The organism is Herbaspirillum sp. Her3 (assembly GCF_057961275.1).
Genome location: NZ_CM176328.1, coordinates 5,490,806 through 5,516,709 on the forward strand (window position 1 = coordinate 5,490,806; position 25,904 = coordinate 5,516,709).

Here is a 25,904-nt window from a genome sequence, read left to right on the forward strand (position 1 = left end):
AGCGGACCGCCATTCCTGCAACTTACTTGGCCTTGGAGGTGACGATTGCGTCGATCACGTTCTTGGGCGCTTCGGAGTAGTGCTTGAATTCCATCGAGTAGGTTGCACGGCCTTGGGTAGCCGAACGCAGCGTGGTCGAGTAACCAAACATTTCCGACAGGGGCACTTCAGCCTTGATGATCTTGCCACCACCGCCGGCGATTTCATCCATGCCCTGGACCATGCCACGGCGGGAGGACAGGTCGCCCATCACGGTACCGGCGTAATCTTCCGGGGTTTCCACTTCGACAGCCATCATCGGTTCCAGGATGACGGGGCTGGCGCGGCGGCAACCTTCCTTGAAGGCCATCGAACCGGCCATGCGGAAGGCGTTTTCGTTCGAGTCCACATCGTGGTACGAACCGAAGAACAGGGTGACCTTGACGTCAACGACCGGGTAACCAGCCAGCACGCCGGTGTTCAGGGTTTCACGCACGCCCTTTTCAACGGCCGGGATGAATTCGCGAGGAACGGTACCGCCCTTGATCGCGTCGACGAACTCGAAGCCCTTGCCGGCTTCTTGCGGCTCGATCTTCAGCACGACGTGACCGTATTGACCACGACCACCCGACTGCTTGACGAACTTGCCTTCGGATTCTTCGCAAGTCTTGCGGATGGTTTCGCGGTAAGCCACTTGCGGCTTGCCGACGGTGGCTTCGACGTTGAATTCACGCTTCATGCGGTCAACGATGATGTCCAGGTGCAGCTCGCCCATACCGGCGATGATGGTCTGGCCCGATTCTTCGTCGGTACGCACGCGGAACGACGGGTCTTCAGCAGCCAGGCGGTTCAGGGCCAGGCCCATCTTTTCCTGGTCGGCCTTGGTCTTGGGTTCCACAGCCTGCGAGATCACCGGCTCGGGGAAGACCATGCGCTCCAGCACGACCATTGCCTTGTCGTCGCACAGGGTGTCACCGGTGGTGGTGTCCTTCAGGCCCACGACGGCGGCGATGTCACCGGCCATCATTTCCTTGATTTCTTCACGCTGGTTGGCGTGCATCTGAACGATACGGCCGATACGTTCCTTCTTCGACTTCACCGAGTTCAGCACGGTGTCGCCCGAGTTCAGGGTACCGGAGTAGCAGCGGATGAAGCACAGCTGGCCCACGAACGGGTCGGTGGCGATCTTGAAGGCCAGGGCGGAGAACTTCTCGTCGTCCTTGGCTTCGCGCACGACCGGTTCGTCGTCTTCGTTCAGGCCCGGAACCGGGGGGATGTCCACCGGCGACGGCAGGTACTCGACCACGCCGTCCAGCATGGCTTGCACGCCCTTGTTCTTGAAGGCGGTGCCGCACATCATCGGGACGATTTCGCCGGAGATGGTGCGTTGACGGATCGCGCCCTTGATTTCGGCTTCGGTCAGGTCGCCTTCTTCCAGGTACTTGTTCATCAGGTCTTCCGATGCTTCAGCAGCGGTTTCGACCAGGTTTTCACGCCACTTCTGCGCGTCAGCCTTCAGGTGCTCGGGGATGTCGCGGTAGTCGAACTTCATGCCCTGGGAAGCGTCGTCCCAGTAGATCGCGCGCATCTTGACCAGGTCGATCACGCCTTCGAAGTTTTCTTCGGCGCCGATAGGCACTTGCATGGGGATCGGGTTGGCCTTCAGGCGAGCACGCATCTGCTCGTAGACCTTGAAGAAGTTGGCACCGGTACGGTCCATCTTGTTGACGAAGGCCAGACGCGGAACCTTGTACTTGTTGGCCTGACGCCACACGGTTTCCGACTGCGGCTGCACGCCGCCCACTGCACAGTAGACCATGCAGGCGCCGTCGAGCACGCGCATCGAACGTTCCACTTCGATGGTGAAGTCAACGTGACCCGGGGTGTCGATGATGTTGATGTGGTGGGCCGGGAAGTTGTTCGCCATGCCCTTCCAGTAACAGGTGGTCGCAGCGGAGGTAATGGTGATACCGCGCTCTTGTTCCTGCTCCATCCAGTCCATGGTGGCGGCGCCGTCGTGCACTTCACCGATCTTGTGGTTCACACCGGTGTAGAACAGCACGCGCTCGGTCGTGGTGGTCTTGCCAGCATCGATGTGCGCGGAGATACCGATATTGCGGTAGCGCTCAATGGGGGTCTTGCGAGCCATGATTTATTCCTAAGTCTTTAATGCACGAAACCGAGCGTCATTTTTTTCAAATAAACGCTCGGCTCGAACCAATTTAAGATGCAGACCGGAGCACTCCCGGATAGAGAGACCCCGGCCCAGTCTTGATTAGAAGCGGAAGTGCGAGAACGCCTTGTTCGCTTCTGCCATACGGTGCACTTCATCACGACGCTTCATGGCGCCGCCACGGCCTTCGGCGGCTTCCATCAGTTCACCACCCAGGCGCTGCGGCATCGACTTTTCGCTGCGCTTGTTGGCGGCTTCACGCAGCCAGCGCATCGACAGGGCCATACGGCGCACCGGACGCACTTCAACGGGCACCTGGTAGTTGGCGCCACCGACGCGGCGGGACTTCACTTCCACCATCGGCTTGCAGTTGTTCAGGGCTGCGGAGAACACTTCCAGCGGATCCTTGCCCGACTTGGTCTGGATGTAGTCGAAGGCACCGTAGATGATGTTTTCAGCGACGGACTTCTTGCCCGACAGCATCAGCACGTTCACAAACTTGGCGACTTCAACGTTGCCGAACTTCGGATCCGGCAGAATTTCCCGCTTGGGGACTTCACGACGACGTGGCATTTCGATTCCTTTCAATCTTCAGTTGAGTGGGCGAACCCTGCTTCAACTTCGCCTGCACTCGCGGAGAGCCATCATGGCTTCCACTTACTCGGCCCGTCCTGGACCGACTCTGAGTCTGTTCACACGACGCGCGAGCGTCATGATAAACACCAATTATTACTTCTTCGCTGCCTTGGCGCGCTTGGCACCGTACTTCGAGCGAGCTTGCTTACGATCCTTGACGCCCTGGGTATCCAGTGCACCGCGAACCATGTGGTAACGCACACCCGGCAAGTCCTTCACACGGCCGCCGCGGATCAGCACGACGCTGTGTTCTTGCAGGTTGTGGCCTTCACCGCCGATGTACGAAATGACTTCGAAACCGTTGGTCAGACGCACCTTGGCCACCTTACGCAGCGCCGAGTTCGGCTTCTTCGGGGTGGTGGTGTAGACGCGGGTGCAAACACCGCGCTTTTGCGGGCTGTTTTCCAGCGCCGGCGACTTGCTCTTCACGATCGCGCGGACACGTGGTTTGCTAATCAGTTGATTGATGGTTGGCATCGTTTTAATCCAACAAAGTACAACATTGAAAACAGGTTCCGGAATCGGTTGCCCGGAACCACACAGGAAACTCTTGTGCGCAAGACAATGCGCAAATCGGATTTAAGACCGGAAGGGAGAATAGCGTCGCAGAAGCGATGTTTCAGACCAAAGAACGCATAAGCCCGGGAGAGCCTAAATTCGAGAACTCGCGAGTGTACGCCTGAATGTCCAGCGGGTCAACCCGAACGCCGCTGCAGCGTCGATTTGGCGCCGTTTATGGCCATTTCGCCACGGTTAACGGGTGGCGAAATGGCAATGTTTGCTGCTGTGCAAGCTTCGGGTGTCGCTGGTAGATGCCCAGGCCGGCAAGTTCAGCTGCGCGGCAGGGCTTCCACCAGCTTGCGCCACTGCGCGGTCTCGGGCTGGCCGCGGTCACGGCGGGAGAAGAAGTTGACGACCTGGCGGCCCTGGGCATCGTAGAACTCCACCGAGGTGATCATCCCGTGATCGGTCGGCCGCCGCACCGCCCAGCCATGGTCGATGGCACTGGCGCGCAAGTGCAGGTTGAAGTCCGGATCGAGCACGTTGAACCAGCCGCCGGCCACCGCCGTCTTGCCGATCAGCCCGCTGTAGATCTGCGTCACGCCACCATTGCCGACGAATACCATGATGGGCTGCTGGCGCGCCCTGGCCTCTTCCAGCAGCGTTTGCGCCGCCTGTGGCGAGAGCCGCCAGGCTGAATCGGTGCCGATGAGCTGCAACGCCTGTTCGCGCGTGAGCTTCAGTTCGCGCAACAGGCGCGGGAACTGGTGGACGTCGGTGAGCTCCTGCCAGGACTGGCGCAGCTCGCGGATGGCTTCGGGGCTGGGCGCGGTGTTCGTGCTCGCGGTGGCCTCGGCAGCGGGCGGCTCGATGGTCAACGGAGCCTGCTGGTCAGCCAGGCGGAAGTCCGCCACCAGGCGGTCAAACTGTGGCACGTGCTGGTCGTTGTCAAGATAGACCTTGTGCACGGCGTCACCCTGGCGATCGAAGAACTGCAGGCTGCGGGTGATCTTGCCATCCCGTCCCGGCTGCACCACCGCGAAGGCACTACCCCAGCGGCTCATGGCAAAACGCAGGTCGATGGCGCCGCCGGCGAAGCCGGTGCCGGGGATCACCCTGCCCTCCTCATCGCGCCTGACTGGCGCGACTTCGCCGCTACGCTCCAGCACCGCATCTTCATTGCGGGTGATGGCCTTGATACGGCCCAGTTCGGGCAGCCGCTCGAAGAGCGCCTGCAGATCGGCCTGGTCGCCCTTGAGGCGCACGGTATTGCGGCCGACCTGGGTGGCCAGCAAGGCCGATTCCTTGACACCAAGTTCACGCGCGGCATCTCGCGTATGAAGCTTTGGCTGCGTTCGCTGGAGTTCTGCCCAGCGCTCGGACAGAGAGGCCTGGCTTGCGCAGCCGGCTGCAGCCAGGGCGGTCGCCAGCAAGAAGGCGATGGAAGTACGGCGCAATGCCGCGCGAGCGATGATGTGCTTGCTCATGGGAGTTCCTTAACTAGCCAAGGGGGATCAGCAGGCGATCTTCAGGCTGACGTTGAGGCTGCACACCGCGATTTGCATGGAGACACCGGTAACCACCCCTCAGATGTGGATCGGTTACTGGCGTGAGCTGGCTACCTTGGGATAAAAAACGGCCTGCGGACGCAGGCCATCGGGCATATGAACATCGATACCATCGAGAAGACCTCAGATGAGAATCGTTATTGTTTGTAGATGATAAAAGCTTCACGCATGCTTGGCAATGCCGCAAGCCATCAACCCCATGCGATTTAGGGATATGAAGTTGTCGGCAAGCCCCAAACAGCCTCTATGAACGAAAAAACGGCGCCGGAATTGCTTCCGGCGCCGTTCGTTCTTGCAGCCATTTTCTTGCCGGGGCAGCCGATGCTTCCGGCCGCCCCTGATGCAACAGGTGAAGTGCTTACGCTTCGCCTTCGCCGCCACCGATGGATTCGGTCGAGGAGATTTCCTCGTCGGCGAACTCGGAACGGGAGGCACGTTCGGCTTCGAGCAGTGCTGCGCGCTCTTCGGCTTCCCATGCATCCTTTTCCTTGCGGGCGCGGTGGAAGGCCAGGCCAGTACCGGCCGGGATCAGGCGGCCGACGATGACGTTTTCCTTCAGGCCGCGCAGGCCGTCCTTCTTGCCCATGATCGCCGCTTCGGTCAGCACGCGGGTGGTTTCCTGGAACGATGCGGCCGAGATGAAGGAGTCGGTCGACAGCGATGCCTTGGTAATACCCAGCAGCACGTTTTCATAGGTCGCCGGGATCTTGCCTTCGGCGGTCACGCGGTCGTTCTCGTCCAGCAGTTCGGAACGCTCGACCTGCTCACCGGTGATGTAGTTGGTGTCGCCCGGCTCCACCACTTGCACGCGGCGCAGCATCTGGCGCACGATCACTTCGATGTGCTTGTCGTTGATCTTCACGCCCTGCAGACGGTACACGTCCTGCACTTCGTCCACGATGTAGCGGGCCAGCGCTTCGATACCCAGCAGGCGCAGGATGTCCTGCGGGTCGGCCGGACCGTCCACGATCATTTCGCCCTTGTTCACCACCTGGCCGTCGTGCACCAGCACCTGCTTGTCCTTGGTGATCAGGAACTCGTGCTTGGTGCCTTCCATGTCGGTGATTTCCAGACGCTGCTTGCCCTTGGTTTCCTTGCCGAAGGCAACGGTACCAGTGACTTCGGCCAGCATGCCGGCATCCTTGGGCGAACGGGCTTCGAACAGCTCGGCCACGCGCGGCAGACCACCGGTAATGTCACGGGTCTTCTGCGATTCGGTCGGGATACGGGCCAGTACTTCACCCACATGCACCTGCTGGCCGTCCTTGACGGTGATCAGCGCGCCGACCTGGAAGCCGATGGTCACCGAGTGTTCGGTGCCGGCGATCTTCACTTCTTCGCCTTGTTCGTTGAGCAGTTTCACCTGCGGACGCATGACCTTCGAGGAAGGACCACGACGCTTCGCATCGATGACCACCAGGGTCGACAGACCGGTGACTTCATCGATCTGCTTGGCGACGGTCGAACCCTCTTCCACGTTTTCGAACTTCACGGTACCGGAGTACTCGGTGATGATCGGACGGGTCAGCGGATCCCAGGTCGCCAGGGCGGTACCGGCCTTGATGGTCAGGCCATCCTTGACGATCAGGGTGGCGCCGTACGGCACTTTGTGACGCTCACGCTCACGGCCCAGGTCGTCGGTGATCAGCACTTCGCCGGAACGGGAAATGACGATCTGTTCGCCCTTGCCATTGGTCACGTAACGCATCGTGGCGGTGAAGCGCACGGTGCCGTTGGACTTGGCTTCCACCGAGGAGGCCACCGCTGCACGCGATGCCGCACCACCGATGTGGAAGGTACGCATGGTCAGCTGGGTACCCGGCTCACCGATGGACTGCGCAGCCACCACACCGACGGCTTCGCCGGAGTTCACCAGCAGGCCACGGCCCAGGTCGCGGCCATAGCACTTGGCGCACAGGCCATAGCGGGTGTCGCAGGTCAGCGGAGTACGGACCTTCACTTCGTCGATACCCATGCGTTCGATCTCTTCAACCTTGTCTTCGTCCAGCAGGGTGCCGGCTTCGAACAGGGTGGATTGATCTTCCGGATTGACGATATCGGTGGCTGCCACGCGGCCGAGGATACGGTCACGCAGGGCTTCGATGACTTCACCACCTTCCACCAGCGCCTTCATGGCCGAACCGTTGGAAGTGCCGCAATCGTCTTCGATCACGACCAGATCCTGGGTCACGTCCACCAGACGGCGGGTCAGGTAACCGGAGTTTGCGGTCTTCAGCGCGGTGTCGGCCAGACCCTTACGGGCGCCGTGCGTCGAGATGAAGTACTGCAACACGTTCAGGCCTTCGCGGAAGTTCGCGGTAATCGGCGTTTCAATGATGGAGCCGTCAGGCTTGGCCATCAGGCCGCGCATACCGGCCAGCTGGCGGATCTGGGCAGCCGAACCACGGGCGCCGGAGTCGGCCATCATGTAAATCGCGTTGAACGATTCCTGCGTGGTCTTCTTGCCTTCGCGGGTGATGACGTCTTCCACCTTCAGCTGGTCCATCATGGCCTTGCCGACTTCGTCACCGGCCTTGCCCCAGATGTCCACGACCTTGTTGTAGCGCTCGCCTGCGGTCACCAGACCCGAGGAGTACTGCTGTTCGATCTGCTTGACTTCCGACTCGGCAGCCGCGATCAGGGTGGCCTTTTGCGGCGGCACCAGCATGTCGTCCACGCAGATGGAGATACCGGCGCGGGTCGCCAGGCGGAAGCCCGACTGCATCAGCTGGTCGGCAAACACCACCGTGGCACGCAGACCGCACTTGCGGAAGGACGTGTTGATCAGCTTGGAGATTTCCTTCTTCTTCAGTGCGCGGTTCAGCACCGAGAACGGCAAGCCCTTGGGCAGGATCTCGGAGAGGATGGCGCGGCCGATGGTGGTCTCGTAGCGCTTGACGGTACGCACGAATTCGCCGGTGACCGGATCCTTCGGGTGTTCCACGATACGCACCGTGATACGGGTGGCCAGCTCGACTTCCTTGTTGTCGTAGGCGCGGATGACTTCCGACACGTCCTGGAACATCATGCCTTCGTTCTTGCCGTTGATGGCTTCACGGGTGGCATAGTACAGACCCAGCACGATATCCTGGGACGGCACGATGGAAGGTTCGCCGTTGGACGGGAACAGGATGTTGTTGGAGGCCAGCATCAGGGTGCGGGCTTCCATCTGCGCTTCGATGGACAGCGGCACGTGGACGGCCATCTGGTCGCCGTCGAAGTCGGCGTTGAACGCCGCGCAAACCAGCGGGTGCAGCTGGATCGCCTTGCCTTCGATCAGGACCGGCTCGAACGCCTGGATACCCAGACGGTGCAGGGTCGGTGCGCGGTTCAGCATGACCGGGTGTTCGCGGATGACTTCTTCCAGGATGTCCCAGACCACCGGCTCTTGCGCTTCCACCAGCTTCTTGGCGGCCTTGATGGTGGTCGACAGACCCATCAGTTCCAGCTTGTTGAAGATGAAGGGCTTGAACAGTTCCAGGGCCATCAGCTTGGGCAGGCCGCACTGGTGCAGCTTCAGCTGCGGGCCCACCACGATGACCGAACGGCCCGAGTAGTCCACGCGCTTGCCCAGCAGGTTCTGACGGAAACGACCGCCCTTGCCCTTGATCATTTCGGCCAGCGACTTCAGCGGACGCTTGTTGGCGCCGGTCATGGCCTTGCCGCGACGACCATTGTCCAGCAGCGAGTCGACCGCTTCCTGCAGCATGCGCTTTTCGTTGCGCGTGATGATTTCAGGAGCACGCAGCTCCATCAGGCGCTTCAGGCGGTTGTTACGGTTGATGACGCGGCGGTACAGGTCGTTCAGGTCGGAGGTCGCGAAGCGGCCGCCATCCAGCGGCACCAGCGGACGCAATTCCGGCGGCAGCACGGGCAGCACTTCCATGATCATCCACTCGGGCTTGATGCCCGAACGCTGGAACGCCTCCAGCACCTTCAGGCGCTTGGCGTACTTCTTGATCTTGGCTTCGGACTTGGAGTCCTTCAGTTCCTGGCGCAGGGTTTCCGCTTCGCGGTCGATGTCGATCGAGCGCAGCAGTTCGCGGATACCTTCGGCGCCCATGAAGGCGATGAAGTCGTCGCCGTACTCTTCGTACTTGGCGGCGTAGTCGTCTTCGGACATGATCTGGCACTTCTTCAGCGGGGTCATGCCGGGATCGGTCACGACGTAGGCTTCGAAGTACAGCACGCGCTCGATGTCGCGCAGGGTCATGTCCAGCACCATGCCCAGGCGGGACGGCAGCGACTTCAGGAACCAGATGTGGGCAGTCGGGGAAGCCAGCTCGATGTGGCCCATGCGCTCACGGCGCACCTTGGCCAGGGTCACTTCCACGCCGCACTTCTCGCAGATCACGCCACGGTGCTTCAGGCGCTTGTACTTGCCGCACAGGCACTCGTAGTCCTTGATGGGGCCGAAGATCTTGGCGCAGAACAGGCCGTCGCGCTCGGGCTTGAAGGTACGGTAGTTGATGGTTTCCGGCTTCTTGACTTCGCCGAAGGACCACGAGCGGATCTTGTCAGGCGAAGCCAGACCGATCTTGATCGCGTCGAATTGTTCGTTTTGCTGGACTTGCTTGAATAGATCGAGCAGTGCTTTCATGTATCACTCCAGGTTGGCGTGAAAAAACTAAATTTACGTGTGGCCGGTTCACCCTGCTTAACCCTGTTCGCATCGGCGGGAGAGCCAGCGAAGCCTCTGCTTCGCGGTGCCGCTCGATACCGGGACAGACCTCCCCAGCTTACTGCCGTACTTCGCTTGAATCGCTTGAATCTCTTGATTCATTCACATCGCCCGTGGAGCGATGCGTCAATACTGAATTCTTGGTTCGCCGGAAAAACCGGCGGGGTGCGCAGCCTGCGCCGCGCCCCCCTTTTACATCATTCGCGTTCCAGGTCGATGTCGATACCCAGCGAGCGGATTTCCTTCACCAACACGTTGAAGGATTCCGGCATGCCGGCATCGATCACGTGATCGCCCTTGACCAGGTTCTCGTAAACCTTGGTACGGCCGTTCACGTCGTCGGACTTGACCGTCAGCATTTCCTGCAGGACGTAGGAGGCCCCGTAAGCTTCCAGTGCCCACACTTCCATTTCGCCGAAACGCTGGCCGCCGAACTGCGCCTTGCCACCCAGCGGCTGCTGGGTCACCAGCGAGTACGGGCCGGTGGAACGAGCGTGCATCTTGTCGTCGACCAGGTGGTGCAGCTTCAGGTAGTGCATGTAGCCGACGGTCACGGTGCGCTCGAAGGCTTCGCCGGTACGGCCGTCATACATCGTGACCTGGTTCTTCGAAGGCGTCATGCCCAGCTGCTTGGCGATCGGGTCCGGATAGGCCAGATCGAGCATGCGGCGGGTTTCTTCTTCATGCGCACCGTCGAACACCGGGGTCGCGAAGGGCACACCCTTCTTCAGGTTGGTCACCAGCTCGATGATTTCTTCATCGGTGAACGAGTCCAGCTCTTCCTTCTTGCCGGATTCGTTGTAGATGGTGGTCAGGAACTTGCGCAGTTCCGCAACCTTGGCTTGCGCCTGCACCATCTCGCCCAGACGCAGGCCCAGACCCTTGGCAGCCCAGCCCAGGTGAACTTCCAGCACCTGGCCGACGTTCATACGGGACGGCACGCCCAGCGGGTTCAGCACGATGTCGGCGGGGGTACCGTCGGCCATGTGCGGCATGTCTTCGATCGGCAGGATACGCGAGACCACACCCTTGTTACCGTGACGGCCGGCCATCTTGTCGCCAGGCTGCAGGCGGCGCTTCACGGCCAGGTAGACCTTGACCATCTTCTGCACGCCAGGAGGCAGTTCGTCGCCCTGGGTGAGCTTCTTGCGCTTCTCTTCGAAGGCCAGGTCGAACTGGTGACGCTTCTCGGCGATGGATTCCTTGATGGCTTCCAGCGCGTTGGCGATGTCGTCATCGGCCGGGCGGATGTCGAACCAGTGGAACTTGTCCAGGTCGTCCAGGTAAGCCTTGTCCAGCTTGGTGCCCTTGACCAGCTTCTTGGGGCCGCCGTTGGCGACCTTGCCGATCAACAGACGCTCCAGACGCTGGAAGGCATCGCCTTCCACGATACGCAGCTGGTCATTCAGGTCCAGGCGATAGCGCTTGAGTTCATCATCGATGATCTGCTGGGCGCGCTTGTCGCGCTGGATGCCTTCGCGGGTGAACACCTGCACGTCGATGACGGTACCGACCATGCCCGAGGGCACGCGCAGCGAGGTGTCCTTCACGTCGGAAGCCTTCTCGCCGAAGATCGCACGCAGCAGCTTCTCTTCCGGAGTCAACTGGGTCTCGCCCTTCGGGGTGACCTTGCCGACCAGGGTGTCGCCAGCTTCGACTTCCGCGCCGATGTAGACGATACCCGACTCATCCAGACGGGCCAGTTGGTTCTCGGCCAGGTTGGAAATGTCGCGGGTGATTTCTTCTGCACCCAGCTTGGTGTCACGTGCAACGACCGACAGTTCCTCGATGTGAATCGAGGTGTAGCGGTCATCAGCCACGACCTTTTCGGAGATCAGGATCGAGTCTTCGAAGTTGTAGCCGTTCCAGGGCATGAACGCCACCAGCATGTTCTGGCCCAGTGCCAGCTCGCCCATGTCGGTCGAGGCGCCGTCGGCGATCACGTCATGCTTGGCCACGCGGTCACCGATCTTGACGATCGGGCGCTGGTTGATGTTGGTGTTCTGGTTGGAACGGGTGTACTTGATCAGGTTGTAGATGTCCACACCGACTTCGCCAGCTTGCGCTTCGTCGTCGTTGACGCGGATCACCACACGGCCTGCATCGACGTAGTCCACCACGCCGCCACGCAGGGCTTGCACGGTGGTACCGGAGTCGACTGCCACGGTACGCTCGATGCCGGTGCCGACCAGCGGCTTTTCCGGACGCAGGCAAGGCACGGCCTGGCGCTGCATGTTGGCGCCCATCAGTGCACGGTTCGCGTCATCGTGTTCCAGGAACGGAATCAGCGAGGCTGCCACCGACACCACCTGGCCCGGGGCCACGTCCATGTACTGCACACGTTCCGGCGAGACCAGGATGGTTTCGCCAGCTTCACGGGCCGACACCAGTTCGTCGGACAGCTTGCCTTCAGCGTCAATGGTCGCGTTCGCCTGGGCGATCACGTAACGACCTTCTTCGATGGCCGACAAGTAGTCGATCTGGTTGGTGACCTTGCTGCCCTCGACCTTGCGGTACGGGGTTTCCAGGAAACCGTATTCGTTCAGGCGGGCATACAGCGCCAGCGAGTTGATCAGACCGATGTTCGGGCCTTCAGGCGTTTCGATCGGGCAGACGCGGCCGTAGTGGGTCGGGTGCACGTCGCGCACTTCGAAGCCGGCGCGTTCGCGGGTCAGACCGCCAGGGCCCAGGGCGGAAACGCGGCGCTTGTGCGTGATTTCCGACAGCGGGTTGGTCTGGTCCATGAACTGCGACAGCTGGGACGAACCGAAGAACTCGCGGATGGCAGCCGAGATCGGCTTGGAGTTGATCAGGTCGTGCGGCATCAGGTTGTCCGCCTCGGCCTGGCCCAGGCGTTCCTTGACGGCGCGTTCCACGCGCACGAGACCCGCACGGAACTGGTTCTCAGCCAGTTCGCCCACGCAACGCACGCGACGGTTGCCCAGGTGGTCGATGTCATCGACTTCGCCACGGCCGTTACGCAGTTCGACCAGGATCTTGATGACGGCCAGGATGTCGTCATTGGACAGGGTCATCGGACCGGTCAGCTCATCGCGGCCAACGCGGCGGTTGAACTTCATGCGGCCCACGGCCGACAGGTCGTAGCGGTCTTCGCTGTAGAACAGGCCATTGAACAGGGCTTCCACCGACTCTTCGGTCGGCGGTTCGCCAGGACGCATCATGCGATAGATCGCCACGCGAGCAGCGGTCTGGTCGGCGGTGTCGTCGGTGCGCAGGGTCTGCGAGATGTAACCGCCCTGGTCCAGGTCGTTGGTGTACAGGGTCTGGATGGCCGAAATGTTGGCTTCGCGCAGCTTGGCCAGCAGTTCTTCGGTCAGCTCGTCGTTGGCGCTGGCCACGACTTCGCCGGTGTCCGGATCGACGATGTTCTTGGCCAGCACGCGGCCCAGCAGGTAATCCTCAGGCACGGAAATGTGCTTGATGCCGGCGGCTTCGATGTCACGCACGTGCTTGGCGTTGATGCGCTTGTCCTTGGCGACCATCACCTTGCCCGACTTGTCGGTGATGTCGAAACGTGCGACTTCACCGCGCAGACGTTCGGAGACGAACTCCATGTCCGCGCCTTCGGCGTGCAGGTTGAAGTTGTCGAAGACGAAGAAGTTCGCCAGGATCTGCTCGGAGGTCATCCCGATGGCCTTCAGCAGGATCGTCACCGGCATCTTGCGGCGGCGGTCGACGCGGAAGAACAGGATGTCCTTCGGATCGAATTCGAAGTCCAGCCAGGAGCCACGGTAAGGAATGATGCGGGCCGAGAAGAGCAGCTTGCCCGACGAATGCGTCTTGCCGCGGTCGTGTTCGAAGAACACGCCCGGGGAGCGGTGCAGCTGGGACACGATCACGCGCTCGGTGCCGTTGATGACGAAGGAACCGGTGGTGGTCATCAGGGGCAGCTCGCCCATGTAGACTTCCTGTTCCTTCATTTCCTTGACGACCGGCTTGGTGGGCGACTCCTTGTCCAGGATCACCAGGCGCACCTTGGCGCGCAGCGGGGACGCGAAGGTCAGGCCACGTTGTTGGCACTCTTTGACGTCAAACGGCGGAGCGCCCAGCACATACGACAGGAATTCGAGGCGCGCAAAGCCATTGTGCGACACGATGGGGAAAATCGAGGTGAAAGCCGATTGCAGGCCTTCGTTCTTGCGTTCCGATGCAGCACGTTCGGGTTGCAGGAAATTCTGATACGACTCGATCTGAGTCGCGAGCAGGAACGGAACGTTGTGGACGTTTGCGCGTTTCGCGAAGGATTTGCGAATGCGCTTCTTCTCAGTAAATGAGTAGTGCATGGACACTCCGTGAGTGACAGGAAGGATAGAGAATTCAAGATTCGATCAGACCGCGCGACTTGCCGGCAAAGCAGTCCGGGCCATCGGCACTCAAATCTTCAAATGTCTACCCTAGTTTTTTGCTGAGATCGCGCTTAATATTCCCGACAACGAATACTGCAACGCATCAACATCACCAGCAAAAATAAGAAACGACAAAGGAGCCAAAGCCGAATCCCTTTTTCAAGGGATTCTGCACTTTGACTCCGGAGTAATGACTCGCCTTGGTAGGCAAGAGAATTACTTCAGTTCGGCCTTGGCGCCAGCTTCTTCCAGCTTCTTCTTGGCAGCTTCAGCGTCAGCCTTGGCGATGCCTTCCTTGACCGGCTTCGGTGCACCGTCAACCAGATCCTTGGCTTCCTTCAGACCCAGGCCGGTGATTTCACGGACGGCCTTGATGACGCCGACCTTGTTGGCGCCGACTTCAGCCAGCACAACGGTGAACTCGGTCTGTTCTTCAGCAGCGGCAGCACCACCACCAGCAGCGCCACCGGCGGCCGGAGCGGCCATAGCGGCAGCGGAAACACCAAACTTCTCTTCGAATGCCTTGACCAGGTCATTCAGTTCCATCACGGACAGCGCGCCAACGGCTTCCAGGATGTCTTCTTTGCTAATTGCCATTTGAAACTCCTAAATTTATTTCGGTAATAACATCAGATTGGTAGTGACGCGAAAGCGTCGAAACTGCAGAGCGGGGCCGCTTCAAGCGGCCGTGCCTCATGCGGCTTCGGCTTCCTTCTTGGCTGCCAGGGCAGCCAGAGCGCGCGCAAAGCCCGACACCGGAGCCTGCATCATGCCCAGGACCTGGGCCAGCAGAACTTCGCGAGACGGGATGTTTGCCAGCGAAGCCACAGCAGCCTTGTCCAGCTGCTTGCCTTCGTAGTTACCTGCCTTCACAACCAGCTTGTCGTTGGTCTTGGCAAAGTCGGAAACGACTTTGGCAGCGGCCACGGCATCTTCCGAGATCGAGTAGATCAGCGGACCGGTCAGTTGCGGGGCGAGGTCGGCAAACTTCGTGCCTTCGATGGCGCGACGAGCCAGCGTGTTTTTCAACACGCGCAGGTACACGCCTTGGGCACGCGCTTGTGCGCGCAGTTGCGTCAAGGAACCAACCTGGATGCCACGGTATTCGGCCACGACGATCGTTTGCGCAGATGCAACCTTTGCGGAAACTTCGGCGACGACGGCCTTCTTGTCATTCAGATTGAGACTCAAGATCAACCTCCAAAAATAGTACTCGGCCACTACGCAGGCCAATGCCTGCTTGCCTTGCACCGGTTCGAACACGGCGTCCGACGTTTAGGAGTTCACTGCAGCATAGGGCAAAACTGAATATGCTGCCTGAGACTACGAAACTTGCTCGGGTTCACCATCTGCGTTGGGTTCACTGGTCTTGCGAACAGCGCTTTTAACTTCGTCCGGCTTGCTGCTGCCGGCTTCCGCCCAACGGTCTTTGAAGGCCTGCCGCAATCAATTGCTGATTGCTTTCAACTGCGACAGCCCAAAGAGATGCCCCGCTTCCTCACGGAAACGGGGACTGTATTGCTTGCTTAGGCAGTCAGGGAAGCCTGGTCCACGCGAACGCCGGCGCCCATGGTGGACGACAGAGCGATCTTGCGCAGGTACACACCCTTGCTGCTGGCCGGCTTGGCCTTGTTCAGTGCATCGATCAGGGCCAGCAGGTTGGCCTTCAGATCGGCGTCGGAGAACGACTTGCGACCGATGGTGGCGTGGATGATACCGGACTTGTCGGTACGGTATTGCACCTGACCAGCCTTGGCGTTCTTGACGGCAGTGGCCACGTCCGGGGTCACGGTGCCAACCTTCGGGTTAGGCATCAGGCCACGGGGGCCCAGGATCTGACCCAGGGTACCGACGATACGCATGGTGTCGGGCGAAGCGATCACGATGTCGAACGGCATGTCGCCGGCCTTCACGCGCTCTGCCAGGTCTTCCATGCCAACCACGTCGGCGCCAGCTGCCTTGGCAGCCTCAGCCTTGTCGCCGGAGGCGAACACGGCCACGCGAACGGTCTTGCCGGTACCGGCAGGCAGCACCACCGAACCACGGACCACCTGGTCCGACTTCTTCGCATCCACGCCCAGCTGGACGGACACGTCGATCGATTCGTTGAACTTGGCGGTTGCGAATTCCTTGATCAGGGAAACGGCGTTGTCGAACGGATAGGCCTTGGTACGGTCGACCTTTTCCTTCATTGCCTTGACGCGCTTGGATACCTTAGCCATTACAGACCCTCCACCGTGATGCCCATCGAACGTGCGGAACCAGCGATGGTGCGCACGGCAGCTTCCAGATCAGCAGCGGTCAGGTCCGGCTTCTTCTGGGTTGCGATTTCTTCCGCTTGCTTGCGGGTGATCTTGCCAACCTTGTCGGTATGCGGCTTGGAGGAACCCTTCTGGATACCAGCAGCCTTCTTGATCAGGATGGTCGCCGGCGGGGTCTTCATCACGAAGGTGAAGGACTTGTCCGCGAAGGCGGTGATCACGACGGGAATCGGCAGACCCGGTTCAACACCTTGAGTTTGGGCGTTGAAGGCCTTGCAGAATTCCATGATGTTCAGACCGCGCTGACCCAGCGCAGGACCGATCGGGGGAGACGGGTTCGCTTTACCAGCTGGCACTTGCAGCTTGATAAAACCAATAATCTTCTTTGCCATGACGGCTCCTTATTGATTGAGTTGTAGCGCCGTTTCATCGGCCTTGCGGCGTCTTACTCGGGCTCCTCGGAATGCTGAATTGGCGGACGGTGATTTGTCCGGTACGCTCCAGCGGGCGTTGAAAACTTGGCAGGGAAAGACGGGATTCCGGAGGGCGGGATCAGACTTTTTCCAGTTGGCCGAATTCGAGTTCGACCGGGGTGGCGCGACCGAAGATGGTGACCGAGACACGCACGCGCGATTTCTCGTAGTTCACTTCCTCGACGTTGCCGTTGAAGTCGGTGAACGGACCTTCCTTGATGCGGACCATCTCGCCCACTTCGTAGAGCACCTTCGGACGGGGCTTCTCGACGCCTTCCTGCATCTGGCGGAGCAGCGAGTCCACTTCGCGCTGCGGCAGCGGGGTCGGACGATTCGACTTGCCACCGATGAAACCGGTCACTTTGGCGGTATTCTTCACCAGGTGCCAGGTTTCGTCCGTCATTTCCATCTCGACCAGGACGTAGCCCGGGAAGAAACGACGCTCGGTCACGGACTTGTGACCATTCTTCATATCAACGACTTCTTCAGTCGGCACCAGGATCTGGCCGAACTGGTCTTGCATGCCGGCGCGGTTGATGCGCTCGGTCAGCGCGCGCTGCACGCTCTTTTCCATGCCGGAATACGCATGCACCACGTACCAGCGCTTGTTTCCTGCGCTTGAAACGCTTTGCGCACCAATCGGTGCGCTGTCTTGCGTGCTATCGCTCATGTTATTTCCAGCCCAAAATTACGTCGTACAACAGGAACTCGAGCAACTTGTCCGTACCCCACAGGAAGATGGCCATGATCAGCACGAAGGCGAAGACCACCCCGGTGATCTGCATGGCTTCCTTGCGGGTGGGCCAGACGACTTTCTTGGTTTCGCGCACGGATTCCTTGGCGAAACCGACGAAGCCGCGGCCTTGTGCAGAGGTCCAGGCAAACGCTACCGCCACCAGCAGACCGGCGACCAGGGCGACGGCACGCACCGGAGTCGACTGATCAGACAACACAAAAAAACCGACCACGCCAGCAACCACAGCCACGATCGCCAGGGCGATCTTGATCTTGTCGTTGGAGGTGTTGACGGTTTGAACTGGCTGGCTAGACATATTTACTTTCAGTACCCTGCACCAGATTCGGTGGCAGGGGCGGAGGGCATCGAACCCCCAACCTTCGGTTTTGGAGACCGACGCTCTGCCAATTGAGCTACGCCCCTACAAAAACTCGCGATTGAGACACGAATGCCGCGATACATTACGCACCGCGGCAAAGTGTTTTACAGCTTGATCTTAGTCGAAGATCTTGGCAACCACGCCGGCGCCGACGGTACGGCCGCCTTCACGGATAGCGAAGCGCAGACCTTCTTCCATGGCGATCGGGTTGATCAGTTGCACGGTGATCGACACGTTGTCGCCCGGCATGACCATTTCCTTGTCCTTCGGCAGTTCGATCGCACCGGTCACGTCGGTGGTACGGAAGTAGAACTGCGGACGGTAGTTATTGAAGAACGGGGTGTGACGACCGCCTTCATCCTTCGACAGAACATAGATCTCGCCGGTGAAGTGCTTGTGCGGCTTGATCGAACCCGGCTTGGCCAGAACCTGGCCACGCTGCACGTCTTCACGCTTGGTGCCGCGCAGCAGCACGCCAACGTTGTCGCCAGCCTGACCCTGGTCCAGCAGCTTGCGGAACATTTCCACGCCGGTGCAGGTGGTCTTCTGGGTGTCAGCGATACCGACGATTTCGATTTCTTCGCCGACCTTGATGATGCCGCGCTCAACGCGACCGGTCACCACGGTGCCACGGCCGGAGATCGAGAACACGTCTTCCACCGGCATCAGGAAGGTACCGTCAACGGCACGTTCCGGGGTCGGGATGTAGGTGTCCAGCGCTTCTGCCAGAGCCATGATGGCTTGTTCGCCCAGGGGACCGGTGTCGCCTTCCAGCGCCAGCTTGGCCGAACCCTTCACGATGGGCAGGTCGTCGCCAGGGAACTCGTACTTCGACAGCAGTTCGCGGACTTCCATTTCCACCAGTTCCAGCAGTTCAGCGTCGTCCACCATGTCAGCCTTGTTCAGGAAGACGATGATGTAAGGAACGCCAACCTGGCGGGACAGCAGGATGTGTTCGCGGGTCTGGGGCATCGGGCCGTCAGCGGCCGAGCACACCAGGATCGCGCCGTCCATCTGGGCTGCGCCGGTGATCATGTTCTTCACATAGTCGGCGTGGCCTGGGCAGTCAACGTGCGCGTAGTGACGGTTCGCGGTTTCGTATTCGACGTGCGCGGTGTTGATGGTGATGCCGCGGGCCTTTTCTTCAGGCGCTGCGTCGATCTGGTCGTAGGCCTTCGCTTCGCCGCCGAACTTCTTCGACAGAACGGTTGCGATTGCAGCGGTCAGGGTGGTCTTGCCGTGGTCAACGTGACCGATGGTGCCGACGTTCACGTGCGGCTTGGTCCGTTCAAACTTGCCTTTTGCCATCTTAGACTCCTAGATTTGATGAGAATGTCCAGGCAACACGCCCGACTGATTACTGACTTGTCAGCGATACGACGAGAAACTGGTGCCCTTGACGTGGATTGAACACGTGGCCTCTCCCTTACCAAGGGAGTGCTCTACCACTGAGCTACAAGGGCATTTTTCCGACTGCACAACAACCAAACATGCAACCGGACCAAAACTTGGAGCGGGTGAAGGGAATCGAACCCTCGTCTTAAGCTTGGAAGGCTTCAGCTCTACCATTGAGCTACACCCGCGAGGAAACTACGTTCACTTCACAACCGCCGCGTCTTTCGATCGCGTATGTACTGCAGACTGCTTTGACTCCCGGCCTAATGGTGGAGAGGGCTGGATTCGAACCAGCGTACTCGTAAGAGGGCAGATTTACAGTCTGCTGCCATTAACCACTCGGCCACCTCTCCGTGCAGGGAACTCAAAACTATAGAGGAACATCTCTAGACTGTCAACTAAATTTTTGCTTCAAGGCTAAATATTTTATTGACTGCCGGATATTGCTCAGAGGAACGACCCGCGACGTTTTTTCGAATCTTCAGGCTTTTTGTGTCTGCGACTCAACCGGCTTTTCATTCCAGGGCGCAATTCTAGGCAACATCAGCATTCCAGGCAAGGCCAGAACGAAACAAATCAGAAAAAAATTTAACCAGCCGGTGTCGGCGACGATATATCCGACCGAAGAATTCACAAAAGTACGGGGCACGGCCATCAAACTGGTGAACAAGGCGAACTGGGTCGCCGTATAGCGTGGATCGGTCTCGCGCATGATGTAGGCCACGAAGGCCGTGGTGCCCAGCCCCACGCCGAAGGCTTCCACCCCGATCACCACCGCCAGCACCGGCAGGCTCGCGCCGACGTGGGCCAGCCAGGCAAAGCCCAGGATGGGAATGGCCTGCAGCACCCCGAACACCCACAAACCGCGATTGATGCCCAGCCGCACCATCCAGATGCCGCCGAGGATGCCGCCAGCCACGCTGGCCCACAGGCTGGTGGTCTTGGAGACCACGCCGATCTCGGTCATCGAAAAGCCCAGGTCGATGTAGAACTTGGTGGCCAGGGCGGTGGCCATGCTGTCGCCCAGCTTGTAGAGGAAGATGAAGCCCAGCACCCACAATGCATTGCCCCAGCCGCCACGGGCGATGAATTCACGGAACGGCAGCACCACGGCTTCATAGAGATTCTTGGGCGGGGCGCCATAGACTTTCGGTTCCTTGACCACCAGCGAACACAGCAGCCCCGGCAGCATGAAGGCCGCCGTGATCCAGAACACGGTCGGCCACGGCATCTGGTCGGCCAGCACCAGCGACAGGGCGCCCGGCACCATGCCGGAGAGCTTGTAGGCATTGACATGGATGGCGCTACCCAGGCCGAGTTCGGCCTCGGGCAGGATCTCGCGCCGGTAGGCGTCGATGGCAATGTCCTGGCTGGCCGAGAGGAAAGCTACCACCGAGGCCATGAAGGCAATCGTACTGACATCGGTCAGCGGATCGAGCATGCCCATGCCGCCAATGGCCAGGAACAGCAGCAACTGCGTGAACACCATCCACCCGCGCCGCCGGCCCATGCGGCCGAAGTGGAAACGGTCCATCAGCGGCGACCAGACGAACTTCCACGTGTAGGGGAACATCACCAGCGCGAACAGTCCGAGGGTTTTCACGTTCAGGCCCGACTTGGCCAGCCAGGCCTGCAACAGGCTCAGCAGGATGAACAGCGGCAGGCCGGAAGTAAAGCCGAGGAAGACGCAGATCAGCATGCGCCGGTTCAGGTATTGTTGCCAGGAAGCGGCGGGTGAAGTCATAGAGTGGGGCGGATCAGCTCGAAAAACGCGGAATATGAAACAAAAAACGCCGGCAGCCAGCGCTGGGCGCTGCCGGACCGGCGTCTACGGGCATGGTGAAGCTTTTTGCTATTTTTTGGCGGATTTCTTGCGCAGCCTGAACACCGCCAGGCTGCCGCGCCAGTTGGGCAGGTAACGTACCGGTTTGCCATCCTTCAGGGCGACGCATTCCAGCACTTCCAGCCCCAGCTCGTTGGCCAGCGCCTCGAAGTCCCTGATCGTGGCGCAGCGCAGATTCGGCGTATCATACCATTGGTACGGCAGGCTCCTGGACACCGGCATGCGCCCCCGCAGCAGCGCCACGCGGTGCGGCCAGTAGGCAAAGTTCGGGAAGGAAACCGTCACCTCGCGCCCGACCCGGGCGATCTCGCGCAGCGTGCCCTCCACATCCTTGACCATCTGCAGCGCCGACAGGCACAGCACGGTATCGAAGGCATTGTCCTCGAACATGGCCAGGCCGCCGTTCAGGTCCTGCTGGATCACCGAGACGTTGCGCGCCACGCACTTGGGAATCTGCGCATCGTCGATTTCCACGCCATAGCCGGAGCAGCCCTTGTCGCTCTGCAGGTAATCCAGCATCACCCCATCTCCACAGCCCAGGTCCAGCACCTGCGACTTTCCGCGCACCCAGTGGGCGATGAAAGCCAGGTCGGGGCGCAGTGCGCTCAATTGTTCGAAAGTCATGCGCGGCCCTCCTGCTGCAGTTCAGTCCAGATGCTTCCGTAGTACTCGCGCACCACCTTCATGTAGCGTGCATCGTCCAGCAGGAAAGCGTCGTGCCCGTGGGGGGCGTCGATCTCGGCATAGCTCACGCGGCGCTTGTTGGCCACCAGCGCCTGCACCATCTCGCGGCTGCGCTCGGGGGAGAAGCGCCAGTCGGTGGTGAAGGACACCAGCAGGAACTTGGCGCGCGTACGCGCAAATGCCTTGGCCAGGTCGCCGCCGAATTCGCGCGCCGGGTCGAAGTAATCCAGCGCCTTGGTGATGAGCAGATAGGTATTGGCGTCGAAGTAGGTCGAGAACTTGTCGCCCTGATAGCGCAGATAGGATTCAATTTCGAAATCCACGCCATAGCCGAACTGGTACTCGCCCGAGCGCAGGTCACGACCGAATTTCTCGGCCATGTCGTCGTCCGACAGATAGGTGATGTGCCCCACCATGCGCGCCACCCGCAAGCCATTCTTGGGCACCACGCCATGCGCATAGAAATCGCCGCCGTGATACTGCGGATCGGTCAGGATGGCCTGGCGCGCCACGTCGTTGAAGGCGATGTTCTGCGCCGACAGCTTGGGCGTGGACGCGATCACCAGGCAATGGCGCAGGCGCTCCGGATACATCATGCTCCAGGCCAGCGCCTGCATGCCGCCCAGCGAGCCGCCCATGACGGCGGCGAAGCAGGCTATGCCGAGACGGTCCGCCAGGCGTGCCTGGGCGTTGACCCAATCTTCCACCGTCACCACCGGGAAATCGGCACCGTAGGGCTTGCCGGTGGCCGGATTGGGATGCATCGGCCCGGTCGAGCCGAAACAGGAGCCCAGGTTGTTCACGCCAATGACGAAAAAGCGATCCGTATCCAGCGACTTGCCGGGGCCGACCATGTTGTCCCACCAGCCCACGTTGTCCGGATCGTCGGCGTAGACGCCGGCCACGTGATGGGAGGCATTGAGGGCGTGGCAGACCAGCACGGCATTGGATTTGTCGGCATTCAAGGTGCCGTAGGTTTCAAAGGTCAGCGAGTAGTCCGCCAGCGAGGCACCGCTTTGCAGCGGTAGCGGCTCGGCGAAATGCATGACCTGGGGCGATACGATTCCGATCGACATGATTGTTCTGCGTAAGTGACTCGGCGCCAGGCGGCTCCCGGGGAGCGGTGCTGGCGGTCGCTTCGCCGGGCGGGGTGGCCAGTCTCGTGCGCGGGCAACAAAAAAGCCCGGAAGCAGTGCTTGCGGGCTTACTCATCGATGGGGCCAAGTCTTGGGAAGAACAGCTGATCCAAGCTCGCTTTAGCCGCATTTAGATGGGATCAGGATCCCGGCGCCCGCAAGCTGAAGTTGGTCAAACCGTTCAAATCGGCGCAGTGGCGTAAGAATACCCAAGTCGGGCAGACCCGTCAAACGGCCCTGCCCGGCTTGCATCGCGCCTCTTAACGGCGGCGCACGGCGACCTTGGTATCAACCACCACCGGTTCGGCCTGCAGCGCCTGCAACTGCGCCATGGCCGCGCTGATGGCAGCCGGCTCGGTGGCGCGCAGCACCTTCTTGACCTGCGGTTCCAAGAGGCGCAGGTCGCTGTTGAGGATCTCGTTCTTCACCGACAGGATCTGCGAAGGATGCATGGAGAATTCCAGCAGCCCCATGCCCAGCAGCAGGCGTGTCCATTTGAGGTCGCCGGCCATTTCACCGCAGACCGAGACCGGGATGCCAGCCTTGCGCCCCTGGGAGATGACGGTGGAGAGCAGGAACAGCACGGCCGGATGCAGCGGGTCGTAGAGATGCGCCACTTCATGGTCCACGCGGTCAATCGCCAGGGTGTACTGGATCAGGTCGTTGGTGCCGATGGAAAGGAAGTCCAGCCGCTTGATGAACAACGGCAGCGCCAGCGCAGCGGCCGGGATCTCGATCATGGCACCGACCGGGATGTCTTCATCGAACTTCTGCTTGCGCTCGCGCAGCTGCTGCTTGGCCTGCTCGATCATGGTCAGGGTCTGGTCGATCTCGAAGGCGTGCGCCATCATCGGCACCAGCAGCTTGATCGGGCCATAGGCCGAGGCGCGCAGGATGGCCCGCAATTGCGTCAGGAACATCTGCGGCTCGGACAGGCAATAGCGGATCGCGCGCAAGCCCAGGGCCGGGTTCAGGGCGGTTTCCTCATCCTCGTCCAGCGGTTTGTCGGCCCCCACGTCCAGGGTACGGATGGTGACCACCCGACCCTTCATGGCAATGACGGCCTGCTTGTAGGATTCGAACTGCTCATCCTCGCTGGGGAATTTCTCCAGATGATGGCCGGCACGTCCCATGAAGAGGAATTCCGAACGGAACAGGCCAATGCCCATCGCCCCCGCCTCGAAGGCATTGGCGGCATCATTGGGCAATTCGATGTTGGCCAGCAGCGTGATCGGCTCGCCATCCTGGGTGATGGCCGGGGTTTTCTTCAGACGTGAAAGTTTCTTCCGCTCGCGCAGCAGCCTTTCCTGCCGCGCACGGTACTGCGCCAGCACCAGCGGCGAGGGGTCGACGATGACCACGCCGGCGTCGCCATCGATGATGAGCACGTCATCGTGCTTTACCAGGACGGAAGCATTGTGCATCCCCACGGCAGCCGGGATGGCCAGGCTGCGGGCAACGATGGCGGTATGCGAGTTGGGACCGCCCAGGTCGGTGACGAAGCCGGCAAAGGCACTCTCGCGGAATTGCAGCATGTCGGCCGGCGAAATGTCGTGCGCCACCACGATGATGTTGGCGGCGGCTTCGCCGGTCGGCGGAAGGTGGCCGGCGCTGCCGGTAAGAACCTTGAGGATGCGCTCGCCGACCTGCTGGATGTCGGCCTTGCGCTCGCGCAGGTAGGGGTCCTCGATTTCATCGAACTGCGCGGACAACTCCTCGATCTGCGTCACCAGCGCCCATTCGGCGTTGTAGTAGCGATGGCGGATGATGTCTTGCGGCACCTCGGCCAGCATCGGGTCCGACAGGATCAGCGAATGCACATCGATGAAGGCGCCCAGTTCGGGCGGCGCATCCTTGGGCAGTTCGGAGCGGATGATATGAAGTTCCTGGTGCACCGCCTTGACCGCGCTACGCAGGCGCTCGATCTCGGCCTCGACCTGATCGGGTGCGATCAGGTAATGCTTGACGTCCAGTGCGGCCGGCGCCATCAAGTGCGCGCGTCCGATGGCGATGCCTTGCGACACCGCGATTCCATGTAAGCTGAATGAAGCCATCGCGTATCTCCTGCTAGTCTTTTTTATAGTCCGCCGTGTTGCCAGCGCGCGGTAGCCAGGAGCAAGTTACCGAACAAAGTACAGTTTGGCAATCATCGCCATTGGCATCAGGGGAAGACTATAAAACCAGCAGCGTATATGAACATTGTTTCAGTCGGCACGTGATGCATGCAGACTTTGACATATCGCAAGAAGCATTCCAGCCAGGCTGCGGTGTTGCGGCGCAATACCGCAGCCCTGGTAAACATCACTGGCCTTCGCCGAACTTGTCCGCAATCAGGGCTTCCAGCGCGGTGAAGCATTCCTGTTCATCGGCGCCGTTGGTTTCCAGGGTCACGATGCTGCCCTTGCCGGCGGCCAGCATCATCACGCCCATGATGGACTTGGCGTTGACGCGGCGCTTGTTGAAGGTCATCCAGACTTCGCTCTTGAACTTGCCGGCCAGTTGGGTGAGCTTGGCCGAGGCGCGCGCATGCAGGCCCAGCTTGTTGACGATTTCGAGTTCTTTTTGAATCATGTTCTGCTTTCGTTTTTATCGTGTTGGCGCGATACCGGTCGTGACTACGTGAGGCGGCTCAGGCCGAGGCCGCCACGCGGATACGGTTGTCGATCCGCACCGCACCATTCTGGCCCCCTGCCAGGGCCATTTCAACCACCACATCCAGCGTGTCGTTACGGTAGGTCAGCGCCCGCAACAGCATGGGCAGGCTGATGCCGGCGATCACCTGGACGTTGCCCAGCCCGCACAGGAAGCCCGTACAGTTGGAGGGCGTACCGCCCATGACGTCAGTGATGACCAGCACGCCGCTGCCGTCATCGAGGCGTTCGACCGCCTCGATGGCCAGTTTTTGCACTTCCGCCGGGTTCTGGTCGGCGATCACGTCGATCGCCTCCATTTGTTCGGGCCGGCCACGGAAGACGTGCGTGGCGGCGGCTACGAAGGCTTGCCCCAGCGGGGCGTGCGTCAAGAGAAGAATACCAACCATGGAATGTTTGCCATCTGATGCGACGCGCTTTTCCCCGAGCAGCCCGTCATGC

General features: G+C 60.5%; 19 protein-coding genes and 4 tRNA genes. All 23 read right to left on the reverse strand.

Annotation, left to right across the window (positions count from 1 at the left end):
- Positions 1 to 22: 22 nt before the first annotated feature.
- The 23 genes from fusA to ACVC5H_RS25125 all read right to left on the reverse strand — a co-directional run bounded on the left by fusA (position 23) and on the right by ACVC5H_RS25125 (position 25,852).
- Complete coding sequence (gene fusA, locus ACVC5H_RS25015) at positions 23 to 2,128, reverse strand: elongation factor G (RefSeq protein ID WP_013232184.1); 2,106 nt, start codon at positions 2,126 to 2,128, stop codon at positions 23 to 25.
- A 126-nt stretch (positions 2,129 to 2,254) separates the two neighbouring features.
- A complete protein-coding gene (rpsG, locus tag ACVC5H_RS25020) occupies positions 2,255 to 2,725 on the reverse strand; it encodes a 30S ribosomal protein S7 (protein WP_006465489.1) in 471 nt (156 codons plus the stop codon).
- A gap of 156 nt (positions 2,726 to 2,881) precedes the next feature.
- Entirely contained in the window at positions 2,882 to 3,265 is a 384-nt protein-coding gene (gene rpsL / locus ACVC5H_RS25025; protein WP_006465490.1) for a 30S ribosomal protein S12, read from the reverse strand.
- A gap of 353 nt (positions 3,266 to 3,618) precedes the next feature.
- Positions 3,619 to 4,776, reverse strand: a complete 1,158-nt coding sequence (locus tag ACVC5H_RS25030; RefSeq protein WP_489620366.1) for a hemin-degrading factor — start codon at positions 4,774 to 4,776, stop codon at positions 3,619 to 3,621.
- Positions 4,777 to 5,215: 439 nt separating this feature from the next.
- Positions 5,216 to 9,457, reverse strand: a complete 4,242-nt coding sequence (gene rpoC, locus ACVC5H_RS25035; protein WP_489620367.1) for a DNA-directed RNA polymerase subunit beta' — start codon at positions 9,455 to 9,457, stop codon at positions 5,216 to 5,218.
- 278 nt (positions 9,458 to 9,735) lie between these two features.
- Positions 9,736 to 13,842 (reverse strand): DNA-directed RNA polymerase subunit beta, encoded by a 4,107-nt coding sequence (gene rpoB / locus ACVC5H_RS25040; RefSeq protein ID WP_489620368.1) that lies wholly within the window; start codon positions 13,840 to 13,842, stop codon positions 9,736 to 9,738.
- Between the two features lie 279 nt (positions 13,843 to 14,121).
- Entirely contained in the window at positions 14,122 to 14,502 is a 381-nt protein-coding gene (gene rplL, locus ACVC5H_RS25045; protein WP_008334117.1) for a 50S ribosomal protein L7/L12, read from the reverse strand.
- A gap of 96 nt (positions 14,503 to 14,598) precedes the next feature.
- A complete protein-coding gene (gene rplJ / locus ACVC5H_RS25050; protein WP_041309939.1) occupies positions 14,599 to 15,096 on the reverse strand; it encodes a 50S ribosomal protein L10 in 498 nt (165 codons plus the stop codon).
- A 335-nt stretch (positions 15,097 to 15,431) separates the two neighbouring features.
- Positions 15,432 to 16,127 (reverse strand): 50S ribosomal protein L1, encoded by a 696-nt coding sequence (rplA, locus tag ACVC5H_RS25055; protein WP_489620369.1) that lies wholly within the window; start codon positions 16,125 to 16,127, stop codon positions 15,432 to 15,434.
- A complete protein-coding gene (rplK, locus tag ACVC5H_RS25060; RefSeq protein ID WP_013232178.1) occupies positions 16,127 to 16,558 on the reverse strand; it encodes a 50S ribosomal protein L11 in 432 nt (143 codons plus the stop codon). Before rplK ends, rplA begins: the two co-directional genes overlap by 1 nt.
- A 160-nt stretch (positions 16,559 to 16,718) precedes the next feature.
- On the reverse strand, positions 16,719 to 17,309 hold the full coding sequence (gene nusG, locus ACVC5H_RS25065) for a transcription termination/antitermination protein NusG (protein ID WP_008334101.1): 591 nt from the start codon (positions 17,307 to 17,309) through the stop codon (positions 16,719 to 16,721).
- A 1-nt stretch (position 17,310) separates the two neighbouring features.
- Positions 17,311 to 17,691: a preprotein translocase subunit SecE gene (gene secE, locus ACVC5H_RS25070; RefSeq protein WP_338717473.1), complete on the reverse strand. Its 381-nt coding sequence runs from the start codon at positions 17,689 to 17,691 to the stop codon at positions 17,311 to 17,313.
- Positions 17,692 to 17,722: 31 nt separating this feature from the next.
- Positions 17,723 to 17,798: transfer RNA gene (locus ACVC5H_RS25075), tRNA-Trp, on the reverse strand.
- A gap of 73 nt (positions 17,799 to 17,871) precedes the next feature.
- Entirely contained in the window at positions 17,872 to 19,062 is a 1,191-nt protein-coding gene (gene tuf / locus ACVC5H_RS25080) for an elongation factor Tu (RefSeq protein WP_008334097.1), read from the reverse strand.
- Positions 19,063 to 19,142: 80 nt separating this feature from the next.
- A tRNA-Thr gene (locus tag ACVC5H_RS25085) sits at positions 19,143 to 19,217 on the reverse strand.
- A gap of 46 nt (positions 19,218 to 19,263) precedes the next feature.
- Positions 19,264 to 19,337, reverse strand: a tRNA-Gly gene (locus ACVC5H_RS25090).
- A 79-nt stretch (positions 19,338 to 19,416) separates the two neighbouring features.
- A tRNA-Tyr gene (locus tag ACVC5H_RS25095) sits at positions 19,417 to 19,502 on the reverse strand.
- A 128-nt stretch (positions 19,503 to 19,630) separates the two neighbouring features.
- Positions 19,631 to 20,893: an AmpG family muropeptide MFS transporter gene (locus tag ACVC5H_RS25100; RefSeq protein WP_489620370.1), complete on the reverse strand. Its 1,263-nt coding sequence runs from the start codon at positions 20,891 to 20,893 to the stop codon at positions 19,631 to 19,633.
- A 108-nt stretch (positions 20,894 to 21,001) separates the two neighbouring features.
- The gene (metW, locus tag ACVC5H_RS25105; protein ID WP_489620371.1) at positions 21,002 to 21,616 is read right to left on the reverse strand and encodes a methionine biosynthesis protein MetW; all 615 of its coding nucleotides are present in this window, start codon (positions 21,614 to 21,616) and stop codon (positions 21,002 to 21,004) included.
- Positions 21,613 to 22,752 (reverse strand): homoserine O-succinyltransferase MetX, encoded by a 1,140-nt coding sequence (gene metX, locus ACVC5H_RS25110; protein ID WP_489620372.1) that lies wholly within the window; start codon positions 22,750 to 22,752, stop codon positions 21,613 to 21,615. The genes metW and metX overlap by 4 nt, the downstream gene beginning before the upstream one ends.
- A gap of 320 nt (positions 22,753 to 23,072) precedes the next feature.
- The gene (ptsP, locus tag ACVC5H_RS25115) at positions 23,073 to 24,866 is read right to left on the reverse strand and encodes a phosphoenolpyruvate--protein phosphotransferase (RefSeq protein ID WP_489620373.1); all 1,794 of its coding nucleotides are present in this window, start codon (positions 24,864 to 24,866) and stop codon (positions 23,073 to 23,075) included.
- Positions 24,867 to 25,113: 247 nt separating this feature from the next.
- Complete coding sequence (locus ACVC5H_RS25120; RefSeq protein WP_139969367.1) at positions 25,114 to 25,383, reverse strand: HPr family phosphocarrier protein; 270 nt, start codon at positions 25,381 to 25,383, stop codon at positions 25,114 to 25,116.
- 58 nt (positions 25,384 to 25,441) lie between these two features.
- Positions 25,442 to 25,852: a PTS sugar transporter subunit IIA gene (locus ACVC5H_RS25125; protein ID WP_489620374.1), complete on the reverse strand. Its 411-nt coding sequence runs from the start codon at positions 25,850 to 25,852 to the stop codon at positions 25,442 to 25,444.
- Between the last annotated feature and the right edge of the window lie 52 nt (positions 25,853 to 25,904).

What these genes read in the sequence shown, in the direction of transcription:
- fusA (WP_013232184.1), bottom strand. Translation starts at nt 2,128, where the DNA reads ATGGCTCGCAAGACCCCCATTGAGCGCTACCGCAATATCGGTATCTCC.
- rpsG (WP_006465489.1), bottom strand. Translation starts at nt 2,725, where the DNA reads ATGCCACGTCGTCGTGAAGTCCCCAAGCGGGAAATTCTGCCGGATCCG.
- rpsL (WP_006465490.1), bottom strand. Translation starts at nt 3,265, where the DNA reads ATGCCAACCATCAATCAACTGATTAGCAAACCACGTGTCCGCGCGATC.
- ACVC5H_RS25030 (WP_489620366.1), bottom strand. Translation starts at nt 4,776, where the DNA reads ATGAGCAAGCACATCATCGCTCGCGCGGCATTGCGCCGTACTTCCATC.
- rpoC (WP_489620367.1), bottom strand. Translation starts at nt 9,457, where the DNA reads ATGAAAGCACTGCTCGATCTATTCAAGCAAGTCCAGCAAAACGAACAA.
- rpoB (WP_489620368.1), bottom strand. Translation starts at nt 13,842, where the DNA reads ATGCACTACTCATTTACTGAGAAGAAGCGCATTCGCAAATCCTTCGCG.
- rplL (WP_008334117.1), bottom strand. Translation starts at nt 14,502, where the DNA reads ATGGCAATTAGCAAAGAAGACATCCTGGAAGCCGTTGGCGCGCTGTCC.
- rplA (WP_489620369.1), bottom strand. Translation starts at nt 16,127, where the DNA reads ATGGCTAAGGTATCCAAGCGCGTCAAGGCAATGAAGGAAAAGGTCGAC.
- rplK (WP_013232178.1), bottom strand. Translation starts at nt 16,558, where the DNA reads ATGGCAAAGAAGATTATTGGTTTTATCAAGCTGCAAGTGCCAGCTGGT.
- nusG (WP_008334101.1), bottom strand. Translation starts at nt 17,309, where the DNA reads ATGAGCGATAGCACGCAAGACAGCGCACCGATTGGTGCGCAAAGCGTT.
- secE (WP_338717473.1), bottom strand. Translation starts at nt 17,691, where the DNA reads ATGTCTAGCCAGCCAGTTCAAACCGTCAACACCTCCAACGACAAGATC.
- tuf (WP_008334097.1), bottom strand. Translation starts at nt 19,062, where the DNA reads ATGGCAAAAGGCAAGTTTGAACGGACCAAGCCGCACGTGAACGTCGGC.
- ACVC5H_RS25100 (WP_489620370.1), bottom strand. Translation starts at nt 20,893, where the DNA reads ATGACTTCACCCGCCGCTTCCTGGCAACAATACCTGAACCGGCGCATG.
- metW (WP_489620371.1), bottom strand. Translation starts at nt 21,616, where the DNA reads ATGACTTTCGAACAATTGAGCGCACTGCGCCCCGACCTGGCTTTCATC.
- metX (WP_489620372.1), bottom strand. Translation starts at nt 22,752, where the DNA reads ATGTCGATCGGAATCGTATCGCCCCAGGTCATGCATTTCGCCGAGCCG.
- ptsP (WP_489620373.1), bottom strand. Translation starts at nt 24,866, where the DNA reads ATGGCTTCATTCAGCTTACATGGAATCGCGGTGTCGCAAGGCATCGCC.
- ACVC5H_RS25120 (WP_139969367.1), bottom strand. Translation starts at nt 25,383, where the DNA reads ATGATTCAAAAAGAACTCGAAATCGTCAACAAGCTGGGCCTGCATGCG.
- ACVC5H_RS25125 (WP_489620374.1), bottom strand. Translation starts at nt 25,852, where the DNA reads ATGGTTGGTATTCTTCTCTTGACGCACGCCCCGCTGGGGCAAGCCTTC.